This is a genomic window from Verrucosispora sp. FIM060022 (assembly GCF_003977705.1).
In the GTDB taxonomy this organism is placed as follows: Bacteria; Actinomycetota; Actinomycetes; order Mycobacteriales; family Micromonosporaceae; genus Micromonospora; species Micromonospora gifhornensis.
In genome coordinates this window covers 26,352-39,786 of sequence record NZ_RQIV01000016.1, presented here as the reverse complement: position 1 = coordinate 39,786, position 13,435 = coordinate 26,352, and the positions used below count along the sequence as shown (strand labels likewise).

Sequence of the window (13,435 nt, the reverse complement as noted above, 5' to 3'; positions counted from 1 at the left end):
TTTCGTGCCGCCCCGGGTGACCGGATTACGGGGTGATCATGCCCTTGGAGGCGACCAGGTGGTAGTTCTCCCCGAACACGTTGAGCTCGTGGACGCCGACCTTCACGTTCTCGGTCGTACCCAGGATCTTCAGCCGGACCGCGTTGGTCAGCACCCGGTCGAAGGTGACGTAGTCAGCCGTGTACGCGGTGGTGTTCGTACTCCGGTCGACAAGCGTCCGCCACGTGTTGGTGGGGATGTCCTTGTACTCCAGGGTGTACTGCACGGCGTTGTCCTTGGTGAACGTGCGCCCGAGTTCCTTCCACTGGATCTGGGCTGCGGAGATGTGGAACACCGTGCCGAAGCCCCTGATGTAGGTGGGCGCGCTGTCGTTGTCGGCCGGCTCCCACCAGGTCGACAGGGACCGGTCGCTGCCGTAGTACGGGTTACGTCCGGGGGCGTAGCTGCTCGACCAGTACGCCTGGCTGTTGGTGGCCACGTTGTAGAGCCCGACGTCGTCGCGGCCCGAGATCTTCCTGCCCGGGGCCAGCTGCGGCGTGTTGGACAACTCGCAGTCGATCGCACCCTTCTGCGGGCCGTTGGGGATCACGGTGCAGACGTCCATTCCGAGGCGCCGCTCGAAGAACTCCTCATAGGCGATGACGTAGGTGTAGAAAAACACCAGGTTGCCCGCATTGTCGACGACGAAGCTGCCGTGCCCGGCGTTCGGATACACCGAACTGGGGTGGTTGTTCCCGGCGCCGATCGGGTTGCGCTGCGTCTCCGTGAACCCGGACAGCGGCCGGTCCGACGTCATGACACCTGTCGCGTACGTGGTGAACTCCGTCCCGCCGGACGCGACCTGCAGGTAGTACGTGTCGCCCAGCTTGAACAGTTGCGAACCCTCCACGTACCCGTGCGTGTAGGTGGCCTTGTTGTCGCCGATGTGCTGCCACTCCTGGCGTGGGTCGAAGGTCCAGAGCACCACCGGCTCGCTGATGAGCTGGCGAGGGTTGTTCGGGTCGAGTTCGGCGCCCATGATCGGCGAGCCGATGTTGTACGTCAGGTACAGCCGGCCGTCGGTGTCGAGGAAGAACTGCACGTCCCCGACGCTCAGGACCTGACCGTTGGGGCGCAGGAAGCTGCCCATGCTGGTCCACGGGCCGGTGGGGGAGTCCGCTCGGTAGACCGGCGTGTTGTTGCCGGCCATGTAGAAGGTGTCGCCGACCTGCACGACGGTGGGCGCCACCAGGCCCAGGTTCATCTCGTGCGGTGTCCAGGTGAGGTAGTCGGTCGTGGACCAGACGGTGCGGTTGTTGTTCGGCGCGTTCTGCATGGCACCGGAGGCGTAGAGATAGATGGTCCCGTCGACGTTCACCGCGGACCAGTCCGCCCCGGTGCGCGCAGAGTTCTCCGAGATCCTGGTGAAACCGACGCTGGACCGGCTGGAGAGAGTCCGTCCGGACGCCGCCGTCCACGTCGGCAGGTTCAAGCTGGCGGGAATCTGCGAGGTGTTGGCGACATTCGCGTCCGTGGGCGGCATCGTCCCGACGATGTGGCGTACCGCCATCCCCGGCAGGTTGATCGGGTTCACGTACGTCTGTGTCATGTCGACGCCGCTCAGCGGCACCTTCGCGAGCTGCGTCTTGGGTCCGACGCCCTGCGCCCCCGGCTTCTCGGGCTTTTCCGCTGCTGCCGGCGCCACCGGTGTCAGTTGGCCTATCCCGACGCCTACCGCGAGAGCGAGGCCGATAGCCGCTATGCCTCGACGTCGCTTTCCGGCCCTTTCGTCAGCCATGATTCCCCAACCTTCCGTGCGATGGAGTTAGCGCTAACAGCGAGCGGAAGAGTCCGATTTTCTGGTTGACCGGCCTGTGGTGTGACTAGTCGGTGGTGAGGCGACCTTCAAAGGTAATCGAGAGGGATCCCGCAGGGCCGGTTCGCGGGTGCGCGAGCATTGTGCTCGGTCGTATCCGATGCTGTTTCCTCGGACCAGACGCGCTGTTAGCGTTAACAAGATTTCGGCAATGTTAACTATGCAATCTGGAGAATGTCAAGAGCGTCAATGTCATCTGAGCAGGGTGTAGACCTTTGTGGCGATTGCGGCGCGTCTGCCCGGTCATGCCCGCCAGGCCGACAGTCCACCACGGGCAGGAGCGTGCCGCGCGGATCGACTCGCGAAGCGGCGGGCACACCGACACCAGGGCGCTGCGCTCATCCGGCGCGGCCAGCCACTACCGCAGCAGCCGGCCCGACTTCATCATCGACGTCGGCAACGACGGCTACGGCTTCCTCAACCACGACACGTTCAAGGCCGGCTTCGCCGCCGACGCCGCCTCCTCCTCCGCGACACGCAGGTACCGATCAACATGTCGGCCTTCGGGACGCCGGTGAAGCACGCCGCCTGGCGCGACAAGCCGAGCTGGGCCGTCATCGCCACCGACGACAAGGCCTTCGACCAGGCGACGCTCCAGCACATGGCCAAGCGCATCGGCGCGGAGATCACCAACGTTGCGGCCAGCCACGCCGTGTTCATGACGCAGCCCGCCGTCGTCGCCGACGTCACCACCGCACGGGGTAGCGCTGTCAGAGGCAGCGGGTACGGTTGTCGATGGCCGGACGGCGCGGGGCGTCGACCGACCGACAGTGGTGCAGCGGGGAAGGAGCGGGTGTGACGCGGCGTAGAGCCCTGGTGGTCCGAGGCGGCTGGGAGGGACACCGGCCGGTCGAGGCGACGGACCTGTTCATCCCGTTCCTCGAAGTCAACGGATACACGGTACGCGTGGAGGGGTCGACGGAGATCTACGCCGACGCCACCGCACTGGCCGACACCGACCTCATCGTGCAGTGCATGACGATGTCGCAGATCACCGGCGAGCAGGTGGCCGGTCTGGCCACGGCGGTCGCCGCCGGAACGGGTTTCACCGGCTGGCACGGCGGCATCGTCGACTCCTTCCGCGCCTGCTCGGACTACCTGCACCTGGTGGGTGGCCAGTTCGCCACCCATCCGAGCGTCCCGCCGTGCGATCGCCGCGGCGGAGAACAGGACGCCTTCCTGCCCCACTCGATCACGATCACCGACCATGGTCGGCAGCACCCGATCACCGCCGGGATCGAGGACTTCGACCTGGTCACCGAGCAGTACTGGGTGCTGCACGACGACCTGATCGACGTCCTGGCCACCACCACCCACCCGACGCGGGAATGGCAACCGTGGCACCGGCCGGTCACCTCGCCGGCGATCTGGACCCGACACTGGGGTGCCGGGCGCATCGTCGTGACGACCCCCGGACACAGCCTCGACGTGCTGGAACACCCGAGCGTGCGGACCGTCATCGAGAGGGGAATGGTGTGGGCGACCCGCACGGCATCGGCATCGTAGGTCTCGGGTTCATCTCCCGCGCGTACCTGAGCACCCTCGCCGACCATCCCGCCGTGCGCATCGTCGCGGTGGCCGACATCGACGCGGAGCGGGCCGTCGCCGCCGCCGCCACGATTCCCGGCGCCGAGGCGGTCAGTGTCGAGCGGCTGCTCCACCACCCCGACGTGATGACGGTGCTCAACCTGACCATCCCGTCGGCGCACGCCGAGGTCTCGGGCGCGGCGATCGACGCCGGCCGCAACGTCTACGTCGAGAAACCCCTCACCGCCACCTTCCCGCAGGGCCGGTCGATCATCGACCGGGCGGCGTCGGCCGGCGTACGCATCGGCTGCGCGCCGGACACCGTCCTGGGCACCGGTACGCAGACCGCCCGAGCCGCGATCGACGGTGGACTGATCGGCCGCCCACTGGCCGCATCGGCCGTCATGGTCACCCCCGGACACGAGCGCTGGCACCCGCATCCCGACTTCTACTACGTCCCCGGCGGCGGCCCACTGCTGGACATGGGGCCCTACTACATCTCGGCGCTGGTCCACCTGCTCGGGCCGGTCCGGGCGGTGATCGGGGCCGCCAGCCAACTGCGTGACTCCCGGATCATCGGCTCGGGCCCCCGCCTCGGGCAGCGGATCCCGGTCGAGGTGCCGACCCACGTGACCGGGGTGCTGGAACACGTCGGGGGTGTGCTGACGACGCTCACGACCAGCTTCGACGGCGTCGCCACGACCGCCGCACCGATCGAGGTGCACGGGGAGGCCGGCACCCTCGCCGTACCCGATCCCAACAACTTCGACGGCACCGTCCGCCATCTCACGCTCGGCGACCCCGAGTGGCACGCCCTCGCACCGCAGGCCGGCTACGTCGCCGGCTCCCGAGGGATCGGCCTGATCGACCTGGTCCGGGCCGACGAGACACGCCCACCACGGGCCAGCGGTGACATGGCGCTGCACGTCCTCGACATCATGACCGCCCTGCTCCGGTCGGCGACCGAGGGCCGACGGATCGAACTGACGACGACAGTCGAGCGCCCCGCAGCCGTCCCGCTCACCCCGACCGACGACTGGCTCTCCGCGCCCGACCGCTGACACGCGGTCACACGTCGGGGCTGACCAACCCGGTCTGATAGGCGATGACGACCAGTTGCGCCCGGTCACGGGCACCCAGCTTCGCCATCGCACGGCTGACATGGGTACGCGCGGTCGCCGGGCTGAGGAACAATTCGCCACCGATCTCGTCGTTGTTCAGACCCCGCCCCACCAGCGCCAGCACCTCCCGCTCCCGGTCGGTGAGCACCGCGAGCCGCTCCTGAGCGGCGCCGGCGGCCGTCCGCCGTGCCGTGAACTGGCCGATGAGACGCCGGGTGATCCGCGGGGCGAGCAGCGCATCCCCTGCGGCGACCACCCGGATGGCGTGCAGGAGTTCGGCCGGTCCGGCGTCCTTGAGCAGGAAGCCACTGGCACCGGCCTGCAGCGCGTCGAAGACATTGGCATCGGTGTCGTAGGTGGTGAGGATGAGGATGCGTACCCGTTCCAGCCCGCGCATCCGGCTGATCTGGGTCGTGGCCTGAATGCCGTCCAGCTTCGGCATCCGGATGTCCATCACGACGACGTCCGGGCGGGCGCTGCGAGCAGCCTCCACCGCTTCGGCACCGTCCGTCGCTTCACCGACCACGGTGATGTCGTCTTCCAGGTCGAGCAGCAGCTTGAACCCGGAACGCACCAGCTTCTCGTCGTCGGCGAGCAGCACCTTGATCTGCGACTCTGCCGTGTTCACCGGCGTGACCCGTCCGGTGCGAGGGGCAGCCGGGCCCGGACCTCGAACCCTCCGCGCCGCGTCGGCTCGGCGTCGAGTTCCCCGCCGAGCAGCTGACAACGCTCACGCATGCCCACGATCCCGCGCCCAGGCTCGGCCCGCATGTCCGTACCGTCACCCGGCGGAGGGGTGCGGCGGCCCTCGTCGGTCACCCGAACCTCCAGGACGTCGACCCCGGCGCTCAACACGACGGTCACCCGAGTCGGACCGACATGACGGATCACATTGGTGAACGCCTCCTGCAGGATGCGGTAGGCGGCACCGTCCACCGCGCTCGGCAACGACGCAACGGGCGAGGACGCCTCGACAGTGACGTCGAGTCCGGCCTCACGCGCCTTGGCGACAAGCTCGTCGACCTGCTCCAGGCCCGCCTGCGGCACCCGAGAGTCGTGGTCGTCACGCAGTACGCCGAGAATGGTCCGCATCTCCCGCAGCGCCCGGGCACTGGTCAGCTCGATGGCCCGCAACGCCTCCCGGGCCTGCTCCGGTCTCTTGTCCAACACGTGCGCGGTGACTCCGGACTGGACGTTGATGATGGCGATGGCGTGCGCCACGGTGTCGTGCACCTCCCGGGCGATCCGCAGGCGCTCGGCGTCGACCCGTGCCCGCGCTGCCTCCTCACGGCTGCGTTCGGCCAACTCCGCACGCCGCTGGGCGTCGGCGGCGATGACCCGCCGGGACCGGACGGATTCGCCGAGCGCCGCGCTCATCACCGACGCGCCGATACGGAAGAACACCCAACCGATGGCGGCCCGCGGCTCGATGTCCGCCGCCGCGACCAACCACCCGACGGCGAGCACCGTGACACCCACACCGGCGATCACCAATGACCGACGTCCGTCACCATAGGCGGCCAGCGTGTACAGGGCGACGAACAAGCCCAGCCAACCCGGCGCGTCCGGGAAGTCGAGACCGTAGTACACCAGGCTGGCCAGCGCGGCGGTCACGAACACGGCCACCGGCCACCGACGGCGCACGGCCAGGACCAGACCACTGACCACCAGCAGCGCGTATCCGAGGTTCCCGAAGTCGGTGAGCGGCCGTGGCGCGCCCTCGACGGCGACCTTGGCGACCGTGCCCTGCACCTGCATCACGGTGACGAGCAGCGCGAGCACCACGTCATGCGCCACCACCCGCAGGGGACGCGACCCGGCTCGGTGTTCCATTCCGTGAACCTACCGCCGACACGCACGGCCATCACTGCGCACAACCGCGCGACCGGCTACGACGACCGGCGTAGCAAGCCCCGAACCGGCTACGCCCATCTGCGTAGCCGGTGCCATCCGTTGCCGGAGGCCACGGCACCCGCACCGCCGCGACGATCTGAGCGTCCCCCGAAGCCGACAGCGTCCGTATCGCCGTCCAGCCGATCAGGAGAACGAAATGAGCTCATCAAGGATCCGACAGGTGCTGACCGTCACCGCTGCCGCCGTGATCGGAGTCGTCGCACTCGCCGTACTGCTCGGCGCGACCGGGCTCGGCGGCCCGGCCACCGCCGACGGACCGGCAGCAGCCATCGACGCGTACGACCTGACCACCGGGCGACTCGTGGGTCTGGTGGGCGCACTGGCGGCGCTGGCCGGCGTGGTCGTCGGCGGGCTGGCCGTGACCCGCCCCCGCAGCCGCATCGGCACCGGGCGGCTCGGGGCCACCATCGCCCTGGTGGCGGGGCTGATCGGGGTGGTCCTCGGCGGGTACGTGGTGGCCGCCGCCGAGGGTGGACCCGGCACCGGCTACGGAATCGTCGGCGGCGTCGTAGCCCTGGTGGTGGGGCTGGCAAGCCTGGGACTCGGTGGGCTGGCCATGGCCCGCTCCCTGTGATCGACTCCGTTTCGCCGCAACGGCGGAATGCGGAGCGGCGGGAAACCACCGTTTCGGCGAAACGGCGCGCGTCACGGCCGGGTGTCGGTCGGTAGGGTGGCGCGATCGGCGGCCTGCCGACCGGACTCCCAGCCCTCGTGGCTGTCGACCCGGCTGGCCCGGGCCCGCACGGTGTGCGGGAAGACCTGCCGCATGGTCTCGCGGATCTGCTCGTCGCGGGAGGCGAGCACCGGCAGCAGGTCGGCCGGGTCACTCACCCCCGTTCCGCCGCTCCCGGCGGTGACCTGGGCCAACGCGCGCTGTGCCGCGTCGGTCAGCCGTTCGTCGATCCGGACGGCGAACGCCACCAGGAAGGATTGCCGGAACGCTTTCAGGCGGTTCCGGCCGGCCTTGCCGCCCGGTGGCTCGGCCCGGGCCATCGCCCGGTGCGCCTGCACCAGCAGGGAGGTGTAGAGCAGGTCGACCGCGTCGATGTCGGTGTCGAAGCCGAAGACGGTGCTGAACGCCAGTTCCGGTGACGACACCGTGTGGCAGCGGTTGGCGCGGGCGACGACATCCAGCAGGGACGCCTTCTCCCGCTCATGCGGATGATCCACACCGATGCGCCGCGCGTACGGCACCACCGGCGTCGCGTCACCGCCCCGGGCGGCCAGCAGCGCCTCGTCCAGGCTGTGCCGGGTGACCAACTCCTGGGCCTTGGCGGTGTACGTCTCTGCCTCGGCCGGGAAGGCCGTGGACTCGGCCTTGGCGAGCAGGGCGCGTACCCGGTCCAGCAGCCGGGCGTCGATCCGGGACGACCCGGCACCGCCCGACCCGCCGGCCGGCGGGGGAGCGGACCCCGGCGGGGGCACGAGCACCTCGATCGGCGGGAGCGCCGCCAGGATGACGAGCAGACCCAACAGCAGATCGAGTACGGCCACCCGGTCGAGCCGCCAGCGGGCGGCAAGCTCGTCGACGTACGTCGCGTCGTCGGTCCACCAGACCTGCGCGCCGAGAGCGTCCGCCTGCGCCAGCCACCGCCCGTCGACGGCGTCGCGGGGAAACCGCCGCAGGTGCGCGGCGACCGCGTCGGTCACCAACTCGGCCTGGCGCGGCTGACCCCGTCGGGCGACCACCCGGTGCACCTCGGCCGGCTGCCATCCGCCCCGCCACAGCCGCGCGCACGCCTCGTCCTTCGCGGCCACCAACTCCGGATCGACCTCGGTCGACCGCGTCACGGCCAGGGCGTCCAGCCCTGATTCGTAGTCGATCGCCCCGGCGAGAACCGCCCTGATCCGCTCCCGCACCGATGTCACCAGCCCAGGCTACGGAGTCCGGGCCGTGCCTTTCGGCCAGTGGCCGGATCAGCGACGGTGGTCACTTCACCCCGGGCGCGACAACACCCGACGGAGCTGTCGCCCGCCGCCCCGAGAAGCCGCCGGGCGGCGCGATCCGTCCGCACTGAGTATCCGTACTCAGCTATGCCGACGTACCCGTACTCAACGGCGGCGACATCGATGATGTGCACCCGTTCGTCAGGTGGCGCCGTCTTGATCGCTGCCCCTATCGTCAGGCCCGGCCACGGAGTCCGACGAGACGAGGAGCACCATGAGCCTGGCAGCACCCACGATGACGGCAGGCCGTACCGGACCGGATCGCGGCACCCGGATCGGTGTCGGATTCGTCCTGCTGCTACCCGCCCTACTCGCTCTCGCCTGGTCGTACCTGCTCCCCACCGTGCAGGCCGTGTGGCGCTCGACGCAGCGTGATCAACTGCTCGGCCCGGCGGAGGGTGTGGGTTCTGCCAACTACGAGCAACTCTTCACCCGGGGATTCCTCGGTGACCTGGGCTCGGCCCTGCTCCTGGCGCTGGTGCCGCTGCTGTTGGCCCTGCTGGTCGCCCCGGTGCTGGCGCTGCTCGCCGACCGCGCCGGGCGCCCGGCCCGGCTGGCGCTGCGGGCCCTGGTCGTGCTCCCGGTCGCCGGGTACGCGCCCGTGGCGCTGCTCATCGGCTGGCGCCTCGACCGGATGGAACCCGGCACGATGCTGGACCGTCCCCTCGCGACCCTCGTGGAGTTCACCGCTGTCACCGGTGCCGGACTGGTGGTGGCGGTCGCCACCACGGCCTTCCTCAGCACCCTCCGCGGCCGGCCGCACCGCCGCGACGCCCTGCCGGCCGCGCTGACCGTCGCCGGTCTGCTGATGCTCGGCATCATCGCGCTCACCCTGCAGACCTTCACCCCGACGCTGATCACGGGCAACAGCCGTACGCCCATGACGTATGTGGTCCTGCAGTCCCTGCAGCAGATGAACCTCGGTGGCGGCTCCGCAGCAGCGGTGCTGCTGCTGCTCCCGCTGGCCCTGCTGGGCCTGGCGGCGACGGCCCTGTTGCTGCTCACCAGAGTCCGCATCGAGGTGGTCGACGAGGCCGTCACGCACCGCGAGCAGCCGCACGGCGCGGTCAGCAAGTCCGCTCCGGTCACCGAGTCGACCGGTGATCGGCAGGCCCGGATCGGGCTGGCGGTCGCGGGGGCGGTCGTGGTCGCCGTCATGCTGTGGGCGGCCTGGCCGTGGCTGCGCCGCAGCCTGCGGTTCACCAACGAGACCGTGCCGATGCCGTCCCCCGACCTGAGCGGCATGCTGACGGCGACCTGGCTGCCGACCCTGCTGTCGGCAGTGGTCACGGTCGCGGTAGCGGCGGCCGCCGGCTTCGCCATCGGGGGCCTGCGTCCCCTCGGTCGGTTCAGCGAGCTGCTCCTGCTGCCCTTCGCGCCGTGGCTGTTCGTCGGCACCGGGCCGCTGGCCATCGAGTCCTACCTGCGGGCCCGCGACTTCGACCAGCTCAACACCTTCCTCGGGCTGGTGCCGCCGGGCTGGGTCAGCATTCCCGCGTTGTTCCTGTTCACCGTGCTGTTCCGCGGGCTGGAGCCCCGGTGGCGGGCGGGCGCCGGGTTCGGGCGCGCCATGCTCGCCCCGGCGGCGCCGATGATCCTGCTGGTCGGGCTGGTCACCTGGCTGGTCACCGCCGCACAGGTGCTCTGGCCGTTTGTCGTGGCGTCGACACCGATGTACCGGCCCGCGCCGCTGGAGGCCCTCATGGTGTACGCCCGATGGGGGATGCGCGGCGACGAACTGGCCCTCGGCGCGGTCCTGCCGCTACCGATGATGCTGATCTTCCTGGTCGCGTTCGGGTGGCTGCAGGTGAAGTATCTCGACCGGTTGGCCGTACGAGTCGGGCGATGATTTCCCGGCGAAGGGTGCGTTTCTCCGGGGACACGACGACCATGTAGCTATGTTCAGTACTCTTCGGACACGGAAGATCGTGGCCGCCGGCGTGATGCTGGCGGCCACGATCGCTGTCGTACCCGCATCCGCCGCAGCGCAGCCCGGACCGTCCGCCGGCAGGCCGGACCGCGTCGAGTTGCGCGCCGCGCTCACCGCAGTACCCGAAGCCGGCGTGCCCGGCGTCCTGGCCGAGGTGCGCGACGGTCGGCACGACTGGCGAGCCGCCGCCGGCCAGGCGTATCTGACCAAACCTCGACCGATGCAGCCACAGATGCGTCACCGCATCGGCAGCATCACCAAGACCTTCGTCGCCACCACCGTGCTGCAACTCGTCGACGAGGGACGGCTGGGCCTGGACGACCCGGTCGGCAGGTGGCTCCCCGACACCGTACCGGGGGAGCGCGGCGACCAGATCACCGTCCGGATGCTGCTGAACCACACCAGCGGCATCGGCAACTACACCAACGCCATGATCGACTCGTATGCGTCGATCAACCAGATGCAGGTCACCACGTACGCCCCGGCGGACCTGGTCGCCACCGGCCTGGCCATGCCGCCGACCGGCGCCCCCGGTGCGACGTTCAGCTACTCCAACACCAACTACGTGCTGGCCGGACTGCTGATCGAGGCGGTCACCGGCAACGACGCCCCGGCCGAGGTGCAGCGGCGCATCCTGCGGCCACTGAAGCTCACCGGGACGAGCTTCCCGGGCACCGATCCGACGATCCGCGGCCCGCACAGCGGCGCCTACTTCGCCCCGTTCGGCGCACGCGACCTCAGCGAGTTCAACATGAGCTGGGGATGGACGGCCGGCGAGATGATCTCCACCACGGCGGACCTGAACACCTTCTTCCGCGCGCTGCTCGACGGAGACCTGCTCAGCCCCGCCACCCTCAAGCAGATGCTCGACGGGGTGCCGATGCTGCCGGGGCTGCCCGAGGCCGGCACCTACGGTCTCGGCATCTACTCGCTGCCCACCCCGTGCGGCGAGTTCTTGGGCCACGACGGTGCGGTGTTCGGTCACCTGACCTACTCCCTGCACAGCCGCGACGGCACCCGCCAGGTGTCCTCCGGCATCAACATCAGCCACTACCAGGTCGGTCTTCCCGACCCGCACCCGTTCGACATCGCCTGGCAGACCTTCCTGCTCACCGCGATGTGCCCGACCAGCGATGTCAGCAGCCGCTCGGCAGAAGCGGTGCCGCAGCTGCCCAGCGTGACCCGGATGCCGGGCAACGACGCGGTGGTGGCGGCACCCTAGGGCGACCGACGGCGTTGCGGCCGGCTGGACGGCGTCACCTCGTGCAGGGTGACGGCGTCCAGCCGGCCGTCGGCCAGCTCGGCGGTGAGGTACGTCGCGTACGGCTGCCGCCGCCGGTCGGTCGGCGAGCCGGGATTGAGCAGCCGCAGACCACCGGGCGCGTCGCTGTCCCACGGGATGTGGGAGTGCCCGAAGACGAGCAGGTCGCAGTCGGGAAAACGAGCCGCGCAGCGGCGCTCCCGGCCACCGGCGGGACCGGTCTCGTGCACCACCGCGATCCGCATCCCGGCCACCTGCACCCGGGCGATTTCCGGCAGCCGGGCACGCAGCTGCGGGCCGTCGTTGTTGCCGTGGACACCGATCAGCCGGGCGCTGCGCCGCTCCACCTCGTCGAGCAGTTCCACGCTGACCCAGTCGCCGGCATGGATGACCAGATCGGCGGCGTCAACGGCGGCCCACAGCCCGGACGGCAGGTCACGGGCCCGCTTCGGCACGTGCGTGTCCGCCATGATGACCAGCCGCATCCCGGCAGCGTAGCCCCGACCGGCCCGGGTCAGCCCGTCACCGCGGCCAGCGACCGGAGCAGATCCTCGCCGTCGGGCCACGGACCGAACCCGGTCTTGGAGTCCAGGTGCCCGACGGCGCCCGCGTCGAACAGCTCCGAACCCCAATCCCGCGCGTACGCCTCGAACTGCGCGAAGGTGGCGTTCGGGTCGGTGCGACTGGCGACCAGGATCGAGTGGAAGGGCAGGGGCTCGCGTGGCACGTGGTCGATGATGACATCGACGCTCTCGCCCGGGCCGGGTTTCCAGTCTGGATCCAGGTACGGCGGTGTGACCAGCAGAGCGGCCCGGACGGGACCGATGTGCTGGCGGGCCCAGACGGCGACGGTCAGACATCCCGCGCTGTGCGCCACCAGGATCACCGGCTCCGCATCAGCGCTGATGGCAGCGTGCAGCGCGGCGACCCGTTCGGCGGCGACGTACGGCGGCCCGGGCGGTTCCGGTGCCCACTGGAACCCCGGACGGTCCCGCACCCAGCTGCGCGACCAGTGGTCGACCGACGGCACACCTCGACCGGGCACGACCAGGTGACGCGTCACGGTCGCCAGCCGTTCCCCGAGGTCATGGCAGCAGCTGCCCGGGCGGGAGCTGCCGGATGGCGTCGCCCACCCGGATCGTCGCACCGACGACCACCCGGGCGTTGAGGCCGCGCAACCGTAGCCGCTGACCCTCCTCCGTCCACACCACCTTGTGGGCGTCGCGTCCGAACCGGGCGGCGAACTTGGCACAACCGTTGTGCGGCTGGTCGGTCACCTCGATGACCGCGCGGTCGCCGATCGCCAGACGCGTACCGGCCGGCAGCGCCTCGACGCTCAGGTCCAGATCGACGTAGAGCTGATCCCCGGCCAGCGCCCAGGCGTCGCGATCGGCGCCGGCGATCAGCTCGATGAACCGGGAGTTGATGACGTTGAGCTGCATGTCGGGGTGCGGTGACCGGTCGGGCGTGCGTTTGCTGGGTCGTTGACCCCAACTGTCGCCGAGCAGCCCGACGCTCGCGTCCAGTTCGGCCTCCGACAGCACCTCGCGGGCGTCGACGGCCGGCCGGCGTACGGCCAACGCCAGGGTGCCGGCAGCCCGGGGGGACTGCCGCACCAGGTGCAGCCCCGCCATGATCTCGTCCATCGAGCGATGACGTACGGCGACAGAGTTCTCCATCGTTCGACTGTCCCTCATGCGCATCCACGACGTCCAAACAGTTTCGCCACCCGAGACCCCGCCCGCAGGCACTTCGTCACCAATCCACGCCCCGCGACGAGTTGATCGTGACCGGTATCGTGGCCGGGGCCGGCCGCGGGACTTCGGTGCGACTTCCGGAACCCGCCTCTGAAGCGATGCTTCGCAGTTCGTGCCCCCATT

General features: G+C 70.1%; 14 protein-coding genes. 7 read left to right on the top strand and 7 right to left on the bottom strand.

The genetic code is table 11. The features are described from left to right. Window positions 1-25: 25 nt before the first annotated feature. Window positions 26-1,684 carry a family 43 glycosylhydrolase gene (locus EG812_RS27450; protein WP_158632559.1) on the bottom strand — a complete coding sequence of 553 codons (1,659 nt, stop codon included), beginning with the start codon at window positions 1,682-1,684 and terminating at the stop codon, window positions 26-28. 416 nt (window positions 1,685-2,100) lie between these two features. Here EG812_RS27450 and EG812_RS29385 point away from each other — a divergent pair, with 416 nt between their 5' ends. Genes EG812_RS29385 through EG812_RS27435 form a run of 4 tightly spaced genes read left to right on the top strand, consistent with a single transcriptional unit; the run spans window position 2,101 to window position 4,443 of the window. Next, window positions 2,101-2,373 (top strand): hypothetical protein, encoded by a 273-nt coding sequence (locus EG812_RS29385; RefSeq protein WP_199743970.1) that lies wholly within the window; start codon window positions 2,101-2,103, stop codon window positions 2,371-2,373. Further along, window positions 2,349-2,654 carry an alpha/beta hydrolase gene (locus EG812_RS29380; RefSeq protein ID WP_013733262.1) on the top strand — a complete coding sequence of 102 codons (306 nt, stop codon included), beginning with the start codon at window positions 2,349-2,351 and terminating at the stop codon, window positions 2,652-2,654. The genes EG812_RS29385 and EG812_RS29380 overlap by 25 nt, the downstream gene beginning before the upstream one ends. Next, window positions 2,651-3,361, top strand: coding sequence for a ThuA domain-containing protein (locus tag EG812_RS27440; RefSeq protein ID WP_013733263.1), 711 nt, complete (start codon window positions 2,651-2,653; stop codon window positions 3,359-3,361). Before EG812_RS29380 ends, EG812_RS27440 begins: the two co-directional genes overlap by 4 nt. After that, window positions 3,331-4,443, top strand: coding sequence for a Gfo/Idh/MocA family protein (locus EG812_RS27435; RefSeq protein WP_126713289.1), 1,113 nt, complete (start codon window positions 3,331-3,333; stop codon window positions 4,441-4,443). The genes EG812_RS27440 and EG812_RS27435 overlap by 31 nt, the downstream gene beginning before the upstream one ends. Window positions 4,444-4,450: 7 nt before the next feature. Here EG812_RS27435 and EG812_RS27430 read toward each other — a convergent pair whose 3' ends face one another. After that, the gene (locus EG812_RS27430; RefSeq protein ID WP_126713288.1) at window positions 4,451-5,131 is read right to left on the bottom strand and encodes a response regulator transcription factor; all 681 of its coding nucleotides are present in this window, start codon (window positions 5,129-5,131) and stop codon (window positions 4,451-4,453) included. After that, entirely contained in the window at window positions 5,128-6,336 is a 1,209-nt protein-coding gene (locus EG812_RS27425; protein ID WP_126713287.1) for a sensor histidine kinase, read from the bottom strand. Before EG812_RS27425 ends, EG812_RS27430 begins: the two co-directional genes overlap by 4 nt. Before the next feature lie 217 nt (window positions 6,337-6,553). Here EG812_RS27425 and EG812_RS27420 point away from each other — a divergent pair, with 217 nt between their 5' ends. Further along, entirely contained in the window at window positions 6,554-6,991 is a 438-nt protein-coding gene (locus EG812_RS27420; protein WP_126713286.1) for a DUF6223 family protein, read from the top strand. Between the two features lie 71 nt (window positions 6,992-7,062). Here EG812_RS27420 and EG812_RS27415 read toward each other — a convergent pair whose 3' ends face one another. Then, complete coding sequence (locus EG812_RS27415) at window positions 7,063-8,286, bottom strand: DUF2786 domain-containing protein (RefSeq protein WP_233579665.1); 1,224 nt, start codon at window positions 8,284-8,286, stop codon at window positions 7,063-7,065. 292 nt (window positions 8,287-8,578) lie between these two features. On the opposite strand from EG812_RS27415, the gene EG812_RS27410 reads away from it, so the two are divergent. Together EG812_RS27410 and EG812_RS27405 are read left to right on the top strand one after the other, a co-directional pair. Further along, window positions 8,579-10,213, top strand: coding sequence for a sugar ABC transporter permease (locus EG812_RS27410; protein WP_126713285.1), 1,635 nt, complete (start codon window positions 8,579-8,581; stop codon window positions 10,211-10,213). 79 nt (window positions 10,214-10,292) lie between these two features. Next, on the top strand, window positions 10,293-11,516 hold the full coding sequence (locus EG812_RS27405; protein WP_199743972.1) for a serine hydrolase domain-containing protein: 1,224 nt from the start codon (window positions 10,293-10,295) through the stop codon (window positions 11,514-11,516). On the opposite strand, the gene EG812_RS27400 is transcribed toward EG812_RS27405, so the two are convergent. Genes EG812_RS27400 through EG812_RS27390 form a run of 3 tightly spaced genes read right to left on the bottom strand, consistent with a single transcriptional unit; the run spans window position 11,513 to window position 13,234 of the window. Then, the gene (locus tag EG812_RS27400; protein WP_013733271.1) at window positions 11,513-12,040 is read right to left on the bottom strand and encodes a metallophosphoesterase family protein; all 528 of its coding nucleotides are present in this window, start codon (window positions 12,038-12,040) and stop codon (window positions 11,513-11,515) included. The two genes, EG812_RS27405 and EG812_RS27400, sit on opposite strands and share 4 nt — an antisense overlap. Before the next feature lie 29 nt (window positions 12,041-12,069). Beyond that, window positions 12,070-12,618: an RBBP9/YdeN family alpha/beta hydrolase gene (locus EG812_RS27395; protein ID WP_013733272.1), complete on the bottom strand. Its 549-nt coding sequence runs from the start codon at window positions 12,616-12,618 to the stop codon at window positions 12,070-12,072. Between the two features lie 22 nt (window positions 12,619-12,640). Then, a complete protein-coding gene (locus EG812_RS27390) occupies window positions 12,641-13,234 on the bottom strand; it encodes an MOSC domain-containing protein (RefSeq protein WP_013733273.1) in 594 nt (197 codons plus the stop codon). Between the last annotated feature and the right edge of the window lie 201 nt (window positions 13,235-13,435).